The 14,882-nt window shown below is 42.7% G+C and carries 15 protein-coding genes; 10 read left to right on the forward strand and 5 right to left on the reverse strand.

Translation table 11 applies throughout. The features are described from left to right. Nucleotides 1–17 precede the first annotated feature (17 nt). Nucleotides 18–866: an octanoyl-[GcvH]:protein N-octanoyltransferase gene (lipL, locus tag ACIQ0C_RS15040; protein WP_403061304.1), complete on the forward strand. Its 849-nt coding sequence runs from the start codon at nucleotides 18–20 to the stop codon at nucleotides 864–866. 222 nt (nucleotides 867–1,088) lie between these two features. On the opposite strand, the gene ACIQ0C_RS15045 is transcribed toward lipL, so the two are convergent. Further along, a complete protein-coding gene (locus ACIQ0C_RS15045) occupies nucleotides 1,089–1,835 on the reverse strand; it encodes an RsfA family transcriptional regulator (RefSeq protein ID WP_402835652.1) in 747 nt (248 codons plus the stop codon). A 269-nt stretch (nucleotides 1,836–2,104) separates the two neighbouring features. Between ACIQ0C_RS15045 and ACIQ0C_RS15050 the strand changes: the two genes are divergently transcribed. The 3 genes from ACIQ0C_RS15050 to ACIQ0C_RS15060 all read left to right on the forward strand — a co-directional run bounded on the left by ACIQ0C_RS15050 (nucleotide 2,105) and on the right by ACIQ0C_RS15060 (nucleotide 4,411). Further along, the gene (locus tag ACIQ0C_RS15050) at nucleotides 2,105–2,326 is read left to right on the forward strand and encodes a YuzB family protein (RefSeq protein ID WP_403061307.1); all 222 of its coding nucleotides are present in this window, start codon (nucleotides 2,105–2,107) and stop codon (nucleotides 2,324–2,326) included. 235 nt (nucleotides 2,327–2,561) lie between these two features. Beyond that, a complete protein-coding gene (locus tag ACIQ0C_RS15055; RefSeq protein ID WP_403061310.1) occupies nucleotides 2,562–3,869 on the forward strand; it encodes an HD domain-containing protein in 1,308 nt (435 codons plus the stop codon). Between the two features lie 32 nt (nucleotides 3,870–3,901). Then, nucleotides 3,902–4,411: a YwgA family protein gene (locus ACIQ0C_RS15060; protein WP_034315899.1), complete on the forward strand. Its 510-nt coding sequence runs from the start codon at nucleotides 3,902–3,904 to the stop codon at nucleotides 4,409–4,411. A gap of 29 nt (nucleotides 4,412–4,440) precedes the next feature. Here ACIQ0C_RS15060 and ACIQ0C_RS15065 read toward each other — a convergent pair whose 3' ends face one another. Continuing rightward, nucleotides 4,441–4,626 carry a 2-hydroxymuconate tautomerase gene (locus ACIQ0C_RS15065; protein WP_034315897.1) on the reverse strand — a complete coding sequence of 62 codons (186 nt, stop codon included), beginning with the start codon at nucleotides 4,624–4,626 and terminating at the stop codon, nucleotides 4,441–4,443. A 141-nt stretch (nucleotides 4,627–4,767) separates the two neighbouring features. Here ACIQ0C_RS15065 and ACIQ0C_RS15070 point away from each other — a divergent pair, with 141 nt between their 5' ends. Further along, nucleotides 4,768–5,442: a site-2 protease family protein gene (locus tag ACIQ0C_RS15070; RefSeq protein WP_403061313.1), complete on the forward strand. Its 675-nt coding sequence runs from the start codon at nucleotides 4,768–4,770 to the stop codon at nucleotides 5,440–5,442. Nucleotides 5,443–5,483: 41 nt separating this feature from the next. After that, nucleotides 5,484–5,993, forward strand: coding sequence for a YwhD family protein (locus tag ACIQ0C_RS15075; protein ID WP_402835658.1), 510 nt, complete (start codon nucleotides 5,484–5,486; stop codon nucleotides 5,991–5,993). A gap of 150 nt (nucleotides 5,994–6,143) precedes the next feature. On the opposite strand, the gene ACIQ0C_RS15080 is transcribed toward ACIQ0C_RS15075, so the two are convergent. Beyond that, nucleotides 6,144–8,213 (reverse strand): transglycosylase domain-containing protein, encoded by a 2,070-nt coding sequence (locus ACIQ0C_RS15080; RefSeq protein ID WP_402835660.1) that lies wholly within the window; start codon nucleotides 8,211–8,213, stop codon nucleotides 6,144–6,146. 207 nt (nucleotides 8,214–8,420) lie between these two features. Here ACIQ0C_RS15080 and speE point away from each other — a divergent pair, with 207 nt between their 5' ends. From speE to argS, 4 genes are all read left to right on the forward strand, one after another. Continuing rightward, the gene (gene speE, locus ACIQ0C_RS15085) at nucleotides 8,421–9,248 is read left to right on the forward strand and encodes a spermidine synthase (protein WP_034315891.1); all 828 of its coding nucleotides are present in this window, start codon (nucleotides 8,421–8,423) and stop codon (nucleotides 9,246–9,248) included. 14 nt (nucleotides 9,249–9,262) lie between these two features. Continuing rightward, nucleotides 9,263–10,141, forward strand: a complete 879-nt coding sequence (speB, locus tag ACIQ0C_RS15090) for an agmatinase (RefSeq protein WP_106027204.1) — start codon at nucleotides 9,263–9,265, stop codon at nucleotides 10,139–10,141. Nucleotides 10,142–10,413: 272 nt separating this feature from the next. Beyond that, complete coding sequence (locus ACIQ0C_RS15095) at nucleotides 10,414–10,854, forward strand: YwiB family protein (RefSeq protein WP_403061317.1); 441 nt, start codon at nucleotides 10,414–10,416, stop codon at nucleotides 10,852–10,854. A gap of 3 nt (nucleotides 10,855–10,857) precedes the next feature. Beyond that, entirely contained in the window at nucleotides 10,858–12,528 is a 1,671-nt protein-coding gene (gene argS / locus ACIQ0C_RS15100; RefSeq protein WP_403061320.1) for an arginine--tRNA ligase, read from the forward strand. Between the two features lie 47 nt (nucleotides 12,529–12,575). On the opposite strand, the gene uvsE is transcribed toward argS, so the two are convergent. Together uvsE and cls are read right to left on the reverse strand one after the other, a co-directional pair. Next, nucleotides 12,576–13,529: a UV DNA damage repair endonuclease UvsE gene (uvsE, locus tag ACIQ0C_RS15105; protein WP_403061323.1), complete on the reverse strand. Its 954-nt coding sequence runs from the start codon at nucleotides 13,527–13,529 to the stop codon at nucleotides 12,576–12,578. Nucleotides 13,530–13,557: 28 nt separating this feature from the next. Beyond that, nucleotides 13,558–14,760, reverse strand: a complete 1,203-nt coding sequence (gene cls, locus ACIQ0C_RS15110) for a cardiolipin synthase (protein ID WP_403061326.1) — start codon at nucleotides 14,758–14,760, stop codon at nucleotides 13,558–13,560. Nucleotides 14,761–14,882: the final 122 nt, after the last annotated feature.

The raw sequence follows: 14,882 nt of genomic DNA on the forward strand, positions 1-14,882 counted from the left end.
TGTAGAGGGAGATTCATATGGGTGAAACAGATTCATTATTAATGCAGCAAGAGTGGAGGATTATTGATCAATCTTCCGTTGGACCTCAGTTTCCTGCTCTGGAGTCCTTTGCGATGGATGATACATTTTGCGCCTCCGTAGGGTCAGGTAAATCAGCGGCCGTAGCCAGGGCGTGGGTACACCACCGAACCATAGTCATGGGTATACAGGATACGAAGTTGCCTTTTCTTAAAAAGGGTTTGGAACATTTGGAAGGACATGGTTTTCAGGCCATCGTGAGGAATTCCGGAGGGCTAGCAGTCGTTCTGGATGAGGGGGTCCTTAATTTTTCGCTCATTTTTCCTGAAAACGAGCAGAAAATTGAAATCAATCGTGGATATGATGCGATGTGGAAGCTTGTCCAATTGATGTTTTCCGATTTTCCAGTCAAGATGGAGGCGAGGGAAATCGTCGGTTCCTATTGTCCTGGCAGTTATGATTTAAGTATAAATGGGCAAAAGTTTGCCGGTATATCCCAACGCAGGATCCGCAATGGCGTAGCGGTGCAAATCTATTTGTGTGTCAATGGAAGCGGGGCTGAGCGTGCCAGTCTCGTGAAGGGTTTTTATGATGCAGCTAAAGGAAATGCAGAAACCAAATTCACTTATCCTGATATCGTCCCCTCGGTAATGGCTTCCCTATCCGAATTGTTGGGTGTGCAATTGAGTGTTCAAGACGTGATGCTCAGATTCCTTCAAGTATTGAAGGAACATAGCGAAAGGATATTCTCTGACACACTTTCCGTTCAGGAATGGCCGTTGTATGAGGCGTACTTGACGAGAGTGGTGGAACGCAATGATAAAGTATTCGATACATTAAAGGGTTGATATGAAAGAAGCCGTTCCATTAAGTCAGGAACGGCTTTTTTCAGTAAATACGACTTTAGCATTCACTGAAACTGTAAAAGGACTGTATGATAGGAGATATTATTCCATGTTTCTTGAAACAATGAAAAAAAGAGCCTTGTTGGCTCCCTTTTTCGGATAAACATGGGGGAAATGGCCTCTGGCATGTGGTTGATCTATATAACAGAACCCCACATTATCTTATTACTCGGCCATTTTTTCCAAGTTGCCATTCCGGTCCATCTTGAACTTAGTGGCCGGACGTTCCTCTTCCTCTAACAAGACCAGCTTTCTTGCTCGATTCATGATATTCATCAAAGTTTCATAATCTTCCTGCATCAAGCCGCTGTTTTGTTCCAGGTGGCTGATTTTATTCTCCAAATCTTCGTTTCGCTTTTTCAGCCCTTTAATTTCAAGCTTCAATCTTTCATTTTCGGTTTTTAATACTTCGGCTTGAAGCATGCGCCCGTTCATGGATTCCAAATAGGCGATGACGGTATCAAGGCTGATGGCCGTTTCCAAAGATACTGGTGTGTGCTGTGTCTTAGGAGCGAGGGCTTCTGCCACAACGAATTCCTCTGCTGCTTCATAATTGGTAGTATCGACTTCGGATTTCAACTCTAGTTCCTCTTCTTGCACATGGGGAACCATTATGTCGGAAATCGTTGGGGACGGCGGTGTATAAAGAAGCCGTTTTTTCCCTCCTTGATCTTTTCCAAGGATCCTTTGCCGCTGCTTACGCTGTTTCTTGGCGAGTGATAGCGCTTTATCATAATTATGGCGGACAACTGCATTCCAGCGGAATCCGCATGCTGCAGAGGTGCGATTCAACTTATCCCCTACCTCTTCAAAAGCATTAAGCTGAGTGCTGCCTTCCCGCACATGGCGTAATACCGTTTCTGCCAAAAGCAAATCATCTTCTTCTGTCCAGGCATCTTGACGAACCTTCATTTCTACATACTCCCTTTCTGGTAACTTTTAAAATAAATAACTATATAAAATATCGTGTGGCAGTGATTTATGGAGTGTTCTACTAGCATTTTGGACAAAATCTGGATTTTTTATACAAAAAGGTTAAAAGGATACTAGTTTTTTGATTAATTACATCCTTTTCACATCATCCAGCCCTCTTGATATTCATAAATAGAAACGGTAAAATACCCTTTAGTCATATAAATGGATAAAATATAGTTTGTCATGGAAAGGATGGTGACCGGAGGATGCCCAATGAATTCAGAGTGTGCGATGACTGCTTGGCGGTAAACATAAAAACATTGATCCCGCGCCTTGAAAAGCTTGATCCCGACGCGAAAATTGAAGTGGGCTGCCAATCCTATTGCGGTCCTGGCAGAAAGAAGTCTTTTGCCTTTGTCAATAACCGTCCGGTTGCTGCACCGACAGAAGACGAGTTACTGGATAAAATCAATAAAAAACTAAAGTAGGATCCATGATATATAGTTAGAGTGGATTGTTTCTTATGATATATGGAACAAGTAATCATCACCCAGGTTCGACACACTGCGGTGATTTTTTATTTCCTTATTTTCGAGACAAAACCAGACTGAAACTTCCGTTTTCTTACAAAATGACCCCTCTTTCTAGCAAGGTGGAAGTTAGGGTTTTTTGTCAAAACACGCTATAATGAGTGCATCGAGATTATGAAAAAGAGGGTAGTTCATGGAATATTCCGGCGAAAAATTACAAGAAGAAAAAGTATTCAAGGATCCGGTGCACCGATATATACATGTTCGTGACCGGGTTATATGGGATTTAATAGGGACGAAGGAATTCCAGCGGCTTCGAAGGATCAAACAGCTGGGAACGACTTATTTAACCTTTCATGGTGCGGAACATAGTCGGCTTAGCCATTCGCTTGGAGTATATGAGATTGTCCGGAGAATCGTGGATGATGTTTTCGAGGGCAGGGCGGAATGGAAACCAGAGGAACGGTTACTATCCTTGTGCGCAGCCCTCCTGCATGATTTGGGTCATGGTCCTTTCTCTCATTCTTTTGAAAAAGTGTTTGATCTGGATCATGAGCAATTCACACAGCAGATAATCGTCGGCGATACGGAAGTGAATAAGATCCTCCTTAGAGTTGGGCGTGATTTTCCAAAAAAAGTGGCAGAAGTCATTGCGAAAACCTATAAAGGGAAATTAGTAGTCAGCCTGATTTCAAGTCAGATCGATGCTGATAGAATGGACTATTTACAGCGTGATGCTTATTTCACTGGCGTGAGTTATGGACATTTCGATATGGAAAGGCTTTTGCGTGTGATGAGGCCAAGGGAAGAACATGCCGTCATAAAGCAAAGCGGGATGCATGCGGTTGAGGATTATATCATGAGTCGCTACCAAATGTATTGGCAGGTTTATTTCCATCCAGTTACGAGAAGTGCGGAAGTCATACTTACCAAGATTCTACATAGAGCGAAACATTTATATGAATCCGGTTATGAGTTTGCTCAAGAACCGCACCATTTTTATTCATTGTTCAAGGGAGAAGTGACTTTAACGGACTATTTGAAAATGGATGAATCGGTGATGCTCTATTATTTCGAAGCATGGGAAGGGGAAAACGATTCGATTTTAAAAGATTTATGCACTCGCTTCGTTAACCGTAAACTATTTAAATATGTGGAATTCCATCCATCGAACAGTCAAATGAACAGATTGATGGAATTAAGGACGCTATTCAAGAAGGCAGGCATCGATCCGGATTATTATCTTGTCGTCGATTCCTCATCAGATCTGCCGTATGATTTTTACCGGCCAGGTGAGGAAGAGGAGAGACTTCCGATTCACTTGCTTAAAAATAATGGCGAAATTCGTGAATTATCACGTGAATCCGAAATTGTCGATGCAATTTCAGGGAAAAGAAGAACGGATCATAAGTTGTATTATCCAGCGGATTTATTGCGTGATGAATCTACGAAGAAAAATATAAAAAAACAGATTCGTAAGCTTTTGGAGCTATCGGATTGAAATGGTACATTTTTGGTGAGGAGTGACGAGCCTTGTTTAAGGATCATGCAAACATAATCAATGCAATTTCTACTGCCGGTGAAATCTCGGGTCGGAAAAAATTACAAAAAATCGTTTATATTGCGAAGAAGCTTTCCTTCCCATTTCATGAAAAGTTTCAGTTTCATTTTTATGGACCGTACTCGGAGGAATTGACCTTACGGATTGAAGAGCTCTGCGAAATGGGCTACTTGAATGAAGTAAGGGAAAAAAAAGCAGGCTATTATCAATATTGTTATTCGATAACGGATGCCGGCCAGGATTTCCTATCCATACAGGAAGTGGAGATGCCGGCACTTGAGGCATGCTTACAGGATATGAACGAACAGAATGCCAGGTTTTTGGAACTGGTTTCAACGGTATTATACTTCGACACGCTTGAAAAAGAAGAAGTCACCGAGAAAATTTTTACGCTGAAAAGCAAACAAAAATATACGCTTGAAGAAATTGATGAGGCATATGAATATATTGAGCAGTTAAAAACAAAAGCTAAGCCGAATTGATGGCTTAGCTTTTCCCCATTATGTAAATCTTATAAATCGCTTTTACGGACACCGGCTACTGCTAAATGATTTTTTGACATTTCTTCAATGAAAATCGTCACGGCTTCAGCTGGTGCTCCAGTTGTTTCCGTCACGGCTGCAGTCACCTTTTCGACTAAAGCCTTTTTTTGTTCGTCTGTACGGCCTTCAAGCATTTTGACTGTTACATATGGCATCTCTTTTCCCCCCCCTTCCTCTCTTATCTTGTAGTGTTTCACAATGGAAAAAGAATTGCAAGACACGGAAGTCAGAGTTTTTTCACTTCTTGAACTTTTGATGTATACTAACGGTAATAAACATTGGGGGAGAAGCTATCGATGGAATTCATTGAACAAATAAGAGGGTTTTTGGCTTATCCTTTGGAACAGCTTCCGTATGTCATTGTGTCACTGTTAATCGCATTTACGGTCCATGAATTTTCCCATGCTTATGTGGCCTATAAGTTCGGTGACCCTACTGCCAAGAATGAAGGAAGAGTCACATTAAATCCGATTTCCCATCTGGATCCGATCGGGACGTTACTGATATTAATAGCCGGATTTGGTTGGGCGAGACCTGTACCGGTCAATCGTTTTCATTTCAAGAACCCTAAATTGGCAGGAGTGCTCGTCTCTTTTGCCGGTCCGTTCAGTAATTTGATTGTTGCAATGCTAGGGTTTTTAATTTTTTACGGGTTGATTGCCGCAGGCGTTGGACCTGATTTACCGTTTTTCGTCGAGCCTTTCTTAAATATACTCATAAATTTAAATGTCCTTTTATTTGTATTTAATCTGTTACCGCTGCCGCCGCTCGATGGCTATAGGATCATTCAGGATCTTGTTTCAGCAGACTTGCGGGCAAAAATGACCCAGTATGAACAATACGGCTCGCTTATTTTTTTGATCCTGATCATCACACCGTTGAGCCAATATACAATAAGCCCGATTTTGAATACTGGTAGAGAATTTGTAGGAGGCATCTTGAGTCAATTTTTTTCACTTTTGTTTTTTTAACCAATAATAAGGAATGACAAACAATAAAGGGGGATACGAACATGGAAGAACAACCAAAGAAAAAGGTAGGCTTCAATATTATAAAAAACGACCCAACAGAAGGTCATGGCGGATATGGAGCAGGGGTATTAACGCTCGATAATATTTCTCCGGTCATCATCGATGTGGATGCAGGTGAAGCAGAGGTCGATATCGGTGCGATGCATGCAAGAAGTGCAGTGGAAAAGGGGATCAAGTTTTTAAAGACTAAAGAGGAAGTCCCGAATGCCAAACCTTATTGGCTTGTTTGGGTGACCATTGAAGCCACTCAAAACGGTCCGCACTATGCAGGTGTGACAGCATGTGAAATGACGGTCGACAGGTCAATTAGACGCGGTTACAAATCGCTCCCGGAGCATGTTAACCGGATGGATAAATCGCTAAAACGAAAAATCATCGTTGAGGACATGGACGATAAATCAAAACGTGTGCTTGCAGATTTCCTGAGAAACCATGATGCGGGAATGTGGGAGCGTTCTTCAGATCAGCTGAAGGAGTCATTGACGGTTTGAATCTCGTTTAATGGATGAAATGTTAAGTTTAGTGAAAAATGCACTTGTAGGAAAGCGATAAAATCAGTAAACTTAAAGACAGCAGTTTAGTCACTGTGGAACTAGGACAGAAAAACCCCCGAAGCCGCTCTAGGCTTCGGGGGTTTTTCGTTATCCCCAAGGTTTTAAGACTTTCTTATACCACGGGGCCTTTTTATGTTCTTCTTCTTTTGGGGCATGTTTCGGATTCTCACCCTTAAAGTGCTCGGCACAGTATTCGACAGGTTCGGTTCCTTTAACATAATAAGTCATTCTTGAGACAGGACAATCCTTTGTGGCCAATTTTCCGCTTACGGGATTCACGTTCACCCCGATTACGTTTTCGGTTTCCTTAAACGATTTTGCCGGTTTCCCTTGTAGCCCCTTTTCCATATAGGAAGCCCAGATTTTCTTTGCATAGCCTTTTTCAGCAGGGATCTCGATCTTTTTGCCTTGATCATATCCAGTCCATACTCCTGCTACAAGCTCCGGCGTGTAACCGATCATCCAACTATCCGTCGGGGTGGAGCCTGATTTGCCCGCATATGGGCGGGTCAGCTGGGAACTGATGGTGCTGCCGGTCACTTTCGTATAGCCATTTAACGTTTCATCGAAAACACCTGTAAGCATCTGGGTCATGACAAATGCCTTGTCCTCATCCAGAATCTGTTCCGGTTTCTCATTTTCATCAAAAATCACTTCACCTTTTTGATTTTCAACTTTTTTGATAAACACGGGTTCAACCTTCTTGCCGCCGTTAGCCAGAATGCTGTAGGCGTTCACCATTTCAATCGCCCTAACACCTGACGTACCGAGTGCCAGGGAAGGGACTGCATCCATCTTTGCCGTGATTCCGAATCGACGCGCCGTATCGACCAATGACTGTTCCCCAAGGAACAAGTGCGTTTTTACGGCGAAGATATTATCGGAAAGAGCAATGGCCTGGGCCATCGTGATTTCGCCTTCCGCATATTGATGGTTGTAATTATGCGGTGTGTAAGATGAGTGACCATCATCGAAAGAAAATGTAGTTGTCTCGCTTTTTAAGGTGGTGGATGGTGTGAAACCATTCTCCAGCGCTGAATAATATAGCAATGGCTTCATGGTTGAACCAGGCTGGCGAACGGCCTGTGTAGCCCGATTGAATGGCGACTCGGAGTAATCCTTCCCTCCAACCAGTGCACGGACCTCCCCGGTATCCGGATCCATTGCCACTATCGAGGCTTGAATGCCTGAAGATTTGGGTATGGTATTGGAAAGGACCTCTTCGGCAGCATCCTGCTGGGTTTCGTCCAGTGTAGTATAGACCTTAAGCCCGCCAAGCTCGATCGTCCGGTCATCTAAATGAAGCTGGGATTTTAAAGCCTGCTTGACGGCATCCTGGAAATAGGGAGCGGTCTTCTTGGTGACCGTTCCATGTTCCCCTTTCAATGTAAGGGATGTTCGCAGCGCTTCCGCGATATCCTTTCCTGAAACGTAGTTTTTGCTTTTCATGGCTTGAAGGACGACTTTCTGCCTTGATTTCGCTTTTTCAAAGTTATCCAAGGGAGAATAGTTTGACGGCCCTTTTGGTATTCCGGCCAGCATGCTCGCTTCAGGAAGAGTCAAATCCTTGGCATCCTTGCCAAAGTAATACTGACTTGCAGCTTGGGCTCCATATGCGCCATGGCCATAGTAAATCGTATTTAAATAGCCTTCTAGAATTTCCTTTTTGGAGTAGTTCATTTCTAAACGTATCGTATAAAAGGCCTCATTAAGTTTACGCGACCACGTTTTGTCATGCCCAAGAAACAGGTTCCTGGCATACTGCTGGGTAATGGTGCTTGCACCCTGGACCTTGGACATTGCCTTGATATCAGCAAGGATGGCACCGCCGATCCGCTTTATATCAAATCCATAATGCGTGTAAAATTGGCGGTCCTCGACGGCGACAGTCGCCTTGATGAGCTGTGGTGAAATCGACTCCATTCCGGCCCAATAACGTTTCTGGCCATTATCTGTTTCACCGATCACATTTCCATTATCACTATAATAGAGAGTGGACTGCGGCACGACCAAAGGTGGCGGACCTAATATTTTTGCATAAATCAGTAAAGAGAGAAGCAATACAAAGAGTATTGTCAGCCCGATTGTGGCAAGGATAATGAAGGCCCGTACATATTTAGTTGTCCTTTTAAATCGTTCGCTTGGAATCAATTCCATTGCTTTCACCTCTCTTATCAGGTAAGAATCTATTATCTATTACTATTATGGAAAAAAAAGAAAATTTTAAACATGAGAACTGCATTTAAGAAATTTATCTTGCAATTCTGCTAGATTCGTCTATAATTTTTCTAGCTAATGACTATACCGATTTTGGGGAACCTATAAGGTGACTGACAATATGAAATGGAAAAGGAGCGTTAATAAATGAGCATTTGGTTTACTGAAAAACAAACAGAGAACTTTGGTATTACGATGAAAGTGAATCGTACTTTACATACGGAGCAAACTGAGTTTCAAAAGCTTGATATGATTGAAACGGAAGAGTGGGGCAATATGCTATTGCTGGATGACATGGTAATGACTTCACAGCGCGATGAATTCGTTTACCATGAAATGGTAGCCCATGTTCCTTTATTTACCCATCCTAATCCAGAAAACGTTTTGGTTGTAGGAGGAGGGGACGGAGGAGTTATCCGTGAAATCCTTAAACACCCAAGCGTAAAAAAAGCTACATTGGTGGATATCGATGGGAAAGTTATCGAATACTCAAAGAAATACCTGCCGGAAATTGCAGGCATGCTTGAAGATCCGCGTGTAGACGTACAAGTTGGGGATGGCTTCATGCACATCGCCAAAAGTGAAAATGAATATGACGTGATCATGGTTGACTCAACTGAACCTGTAGGACCTGCAGTCAATTTATTCACAAAAGGTTTTTATGCAGGGATTTCCAAAGCTTTGAAAGAAGATGGGATTTTTGTGGCGCAATCCGACAATCCTTGGTTTAAAGCGGACTTAATTCGCGATGTACAACGTGATGTGAAAGAAATATTCCCAATCACGAGCCTGTATTTAGCGAATATCCCGACGTATCCAAGCGGCCTTTGGGCGTTCACGATCGGATCGAAGAAATATAATCCATTAGAAGTGACTGAAGACCGTTTCCATGAAATGGAAACGAAATATTATACAAAAGAACTTCATAAAGCAGCTTTCGTTCTGCCTAAATTCGTTCAAGACTTAGTGAAATAAGGGAGGCATGGGCAATGAAATTCGATGAAGCCTATTCAGGCAATGTATTCATTAAAAGCCATCCTGTTTTTGAGGAATCAGAAGCTGTGCTATACGGCATGCCGATGGACTGGACGGTAAGTTTCCGTCCGGGTTCTCGCTTCGGCCCTACCCGGATCCGTGAAGTTTCGATTGGTTTGGAAGAGTACAGCCCGTATTTAGATCGTGAATTAGAGGAAGTTAAATTCTTCGATGCCGGGGATATTCCATTACCATTCGGCAATCCGCAGCGCAGTATCGATATGATTGAAAAATTCGTCGACAGCTTGTTGGATGCAGGTAAGTTCCCAATAGGTATGGGAGGGGAACACCTTGTCACATGGCCTGTCATCAAAGCCATGTTCAAAAAGTATCCCGATATGGCCATCATCCATATGGATGCCCATACAGATTTACGTGAGGATTATGAGGGAGAGCCGCTTTCCCATGCGTCCATCATCCGTAAATCCGCAGAACTTATCGGCCCGAAAAATGTATACTCTTTCGGCATTCGTTCCGGTTTGAAGGAAGAATTCCAATGGGCAAAAGAAAATGGCATGCACATCTCTAAATTTGAAGTTCTTGAACCTCTCAAAGAAGTATTGCCGCAGTTAGCTGGCCGTCCTGTATATGTGACGATCGACATCGATGTTCTTGATCCTGCGCACGCGCCGGGAACAGGCACCGTAGATTGTGGAGGTATCACTTCCAAAGAGCTTTTAGCTTCGATTCATGAGATAGCACGGTCTGAAATTAATGTGGTCGGCTGCGATTTAGTAGAAGTGGCACCGATTTATGATCCATCCGAGCAAACTGCGAACACGGCGAGCAAGCTGATTCGTGAAATGATTCTAGGCTGGGTTCAAAAAGGTTAATGATGGAAGACTTGACTGTTCCTGTTTTTTAGCGGGAATGGTCTTTTTTTATCCATTCAGGAAAAGGATTTTACATCTAAGGACTCTTTTTGAACATTCCGCCCCAATGAGTCATTATTGCGTTAAAATCAAATGAATTGCAACAACAGGATTTCGACAGTTTATCCTCACATTTTTGGATTTACACTTTATTTTCCGCTCCAAGTTGAAACTTCCTTGAAGAATATTTATACTTATAAAGTTAAGAACGACATGATGAAGGAAGTGTAGCTTTGACTCTTCATGATATAGATAAGCATGCTATTAAAGTGACTTTACAGACAAAAATCAAGCACGGCTCAGAAACGGAAACGTATGAGCTGGTCACATTTGGTACAAAAATGTATAAAGGTGCAGATTTATATTTGCAATATAAAGAGGAAAATGAAGTCGGTCAAACACAAACGACCATCAAGCACAAACTGGATGAAACGATCCTGCTTAGGAATGGTGCCATTAAAATGAGGCAGCTTTTCCGCCTGCAGGAAGCGACAAATGGACATTATGAAAGTATATATGGCAGGTTAGGATTACGGACGACCGCGAAGAAGATACATCATCAATGGGATGAGCAGGCCAAACAAGGGAAACTAGTCCTTAAATATACGTTACATATGCAGGGAAGCGAACCCGGTCAATATGAGATGACGATTTCCTACAAGGAGGAAGCATAACGCATGAATATAGTAAAAGAGGTACAGGAAAAACTGAAAGAAGAGATTAAAGCGGCAGTCATTAAAGCTGGTTTAGCAACGGAAGGGCAGATTCCAAATGTTGTATTGGAACTTCCAAGAGATAAGTCACACGGGGATTATTCCACGAATATGGCCATGCAATTAACCAAGATTGCAAAGAAAGCGCCAAAGATGATAGCAGAGGCAATCATTGAAAACTTTGATAACTCAAAAGCATCCATCGAAAAAATTGAAATAGCAGGACCTGGTTTCATCAACTTCTACATGAATAATTCCTATTTGACAGAATTGGTCCCTGTCATTTTGAAAGTGGATGAAGCATATGGGGAAAGTGACTTTGGTAAAGGCGAAAAAATCCAAGTGGAGTTCGTTTCCGCGAACCCGACAGGTGATCTCCATCTTGGTCATGCCCGTGGTGCAGCAGTAGGTGATACGTTATGTAATATCCTCGCTAAAGCAGGATATGATGTTTCACGTGAATACTATATCAATGATGCAGGAAACCAAATCAATAATTTGGCCATTTCCATAGAAGCCCGCTATTTCCAGGCACTTGGCCTCGAAAAAGATATGCCGGAAGGCGGTTATCATGGCGAAGATATCATTGGCATCGGTAAGACGCTTGCCAGTGAATATGGGGATGAATATGTAAATGCAGATGAAAAGGAACGTTTTGAATTTTTCCGTGAGTACGGCTTGAAATATGAAATGGAAAAACTGAAAACGGACTTGGGTAATTTCCGTGTCGGATTCGATGTATGGTACTCCGAAACATCTCTATATCAAGATGGGAAAATTGATGAGGCACTCAAAGTGTTGAGGGACAGGGGCCATGTTTATGAGGAAGATGGGGCTACATGGTTCCGCTCTACGGAATTAGGCGATGATAAAGACCGGGTGCTTATTAAGCAGGATGGGTCTTACACATATTTGACACCGGATATTGCCTATCACCGTAATAAATTGGAGCGAGGCTTTGTAACGCTGATCAATATCTGGGGTGCAGACCACCACGGCTATATACCGCGCATGAAAGCAGCGATCGAAGCATTAGGGTACAACCGCGAGCAGCTTGAAGTGGAGATCATCCAGCTTGTTCACCTGTACAAGGATGGCGAGAAAATGAAGATGAGTAAGCGTACCGGTAAAGCAGTTACGATGCGTGACCTTATTGATGAAGTGGGTCTGGATGCAACACGTTATTTCTTTGCGATGAGGAGTGCGGATACCCATATGGATTTCGATTTGGATCTTGCGGTATCACAGTCCAATGAAAACCCGGTTTATTATGCACAGTATGCCCACGCCCGTATTTCCAGCATTTTACGCCAAGGTGTTGAACAAGGGATCAGCTATGAAGGAGTCACTGATTTCTCAGCCCTAACTACTGAAAAAGAAGTGGAGCTTTTGAAGAAATTAGGAGAATTCCCGCAGGCAATAGCGGAAGCAGCCGAAAAACGGATGCCACACCGTATGACTAATTATATATTCGACCTGGCTTCTACATTCCACAGTTTCTACAATGCAGATAAGGTTCTGGATGTTGAAGAAATGGAAAGAAGTAAGGCACGTCTAGGACTGGTCAAATCCGTCCAAATTACCTTAAAGAATGCATTAGCCATCATCGGGGTTTCGGCACCGGAAAAAATGTAAGGAAAAAAGCGGCTGTTTCGCTAGAAACAGCCGCTTTTTTTGGTCAATTAGCACTCGACGGCTCCGCCGCTCACCCTTTTTACACCACTAATCTTAGCTATATCTTCAATCAGCTGCAACATTGCCCGATCCTTCATCTTGGCCTCGATCATGAAGTCCACGTCCTGTCCAAGATCCTTAAGCACTTTAAAAAGGGGCATGATGAAGTCCAAATCGATATAATCTGCATGCGAGCGGAATTCACCTGCCGATTTTGGGGATGAAATATGAATCTTTGGTACCGCCCCTGCTTGATTCCAAGTGGTGAACACCTCGGTGAGCAGCTCGTTAAGTGGCTCATCTGAAAGGTTTGCGAGATGATGGTGATAATCGAATACAAGCGGGATGCCTTCCCTCTTACATACGCCCAGGGTTTCAGATGCTGTATAGGTTTTATCATCATTCTCCAAAGTCATTCTTTCCTTGACGTGCATAGGCAGCGATTTAAGGTTATCATGAACCCTTACAAGTGCGGACTCTTTATCACCATAGGCTCCACCGACATGGATATTGATGAAAGAGGTGTCCGCAATGCCCATTGCATCAAGCATTTTATAATGGAACTCCATATCTTTCACGGCATTTTGTGTAATCTCCGGCTTAGGGCTGGTGAACAGCGTAAACTGATTGGGATGAAAGCTGATCCTCATCTTGTGTGCAGTGGCCCAATCGCCAAGCTGTTTCCACTCTTTTTTTAAAGAAGTAACGAAATCCCATTCTATTTCGGGATGTGTGGCTAAAGGAACAATGGAACTGGACATCCGGTATATTTCTATTTGGTGTGCCGTGTTATATTGAAGGACCCTTAAGGTATTTTCAATGTTCTGCCTTGTCACATCCAGGAGTTTTTCCATTCCTTTCACTGCGCCAAGTGTGTTATATCGCTTGAAAGTAATTGTCTTAGCCGGAGAAGCTTCCCATAAACAAGTGGCATTGGATACGAATCCAAATCTTATTTTCATTTTATTTTTCTCCTTGAGTAAACGGATGTCAAAGAAAAGGAGAAAGGATGGAAGCCAGCGATTCCTTTGCTGAACGGACTACACCCATGTTGGAAAGAGCGTCCCCATTTAGCGGCTTGGATTCGGCCAGGTCCACTGCCAATTCCTTTTCTACATCTTTTATAAATGTCCGGTCATAAACGATGCAGTTCATTTCACTATTTAAAAAACAACTGCGTTTATCAAAATTAGCCGTACCGATATCACACATTATATCATCGATCAGTATCACCTTAGAATGGTAGAACCCTCTTTGAAATTGCATGATTTCAGCCCCGTCTTTTATAAGTACCCGGAAGTAGGGAAAAGAAGCTTCCTTGACAAGGGGATGGTCTGAAATTTCAGGTACGATGACCGTAACGGAAACATTGCGTGCAAGGGCTTCCCTTAATTCTTGAAATAAAGTTTCACTGGGAATGAAGTATGGAGTCCCGATAATGATTTTTTTAGTGGCTTGCCGAATCATGCGTGTCAGTGCCTGTTCAAGATCACTGCCATTCGTGACGACAAACTGATGTGCCTGCGTCCCGGGAGTCAATGTCGGGAAATAGGCAGGTGTTCCTCTGTAATCCTCGTTTGTATCATGGAACCAATCCGTGAGGAAGACGTCCTGAAGGTCCTTTACACCTTCCCCGGTCATTTTTAAATGGTAATCTCTCCATGGGTTCAGCTTCTCCCCTTGGTTTATATACTCCTTACCGATATTAAAGCCGCCAAGATAGCCGATTTTTCCGTCTATCACCGTGATCTTACGGTGATTTCTTTTTTGTATGGTATAGAAAAGGAAGGGGAGTTTCGGTTTAAAGCTAAAAGAAAAATGAACGCCGCTTTTAGTCAGCTCCTGAATGGTTTCACGGGGCATTTTTTTACTTCCTATCCAATCGACTAAAAGTCGCACTTCCACACCCTCTTCCGCTTTTGACTGCAGTAATTTCAAAAAGTCCTTGCTGAATTTATCATTTTTTACAATATAAAAAAGGATATGGATGGAATCCTGAGCTTGCCTGACTTCCTTCATAAAATCTGCAAACAGGATTTTCCCTGATGTGAATACAGTCATTTCGCTGTTCCGAGGCGGATATTTAATGTTGGTTGCCTGCTTCAAATAACGCTTATGCCCTACCTTAAGATCAACCCAGCACCAAGAGAAGATCAATAAAAATATAGAGGCAATCGTAGTGATTATCTTCAAAAAAAATCCCCCCTAAATGATTATATTTAGTTTGGCTCTAATTCCCTGTCAGTAATCATTAAAAAGCGGGGAAAGGGTCCTCATTTTTTTAGAATGCAGAAGGGTAATGCATGGAATTGTCG

The organism is Peribacillus sp. NPDC096448, assembly GCF_044762675.1.
GTDB classification, from domain to species: Bacteria; Bacillota; Bacilli; order Bacillales; family DSM-1321; genus Peribacillus; species Peribacillus frigoritolerans_B.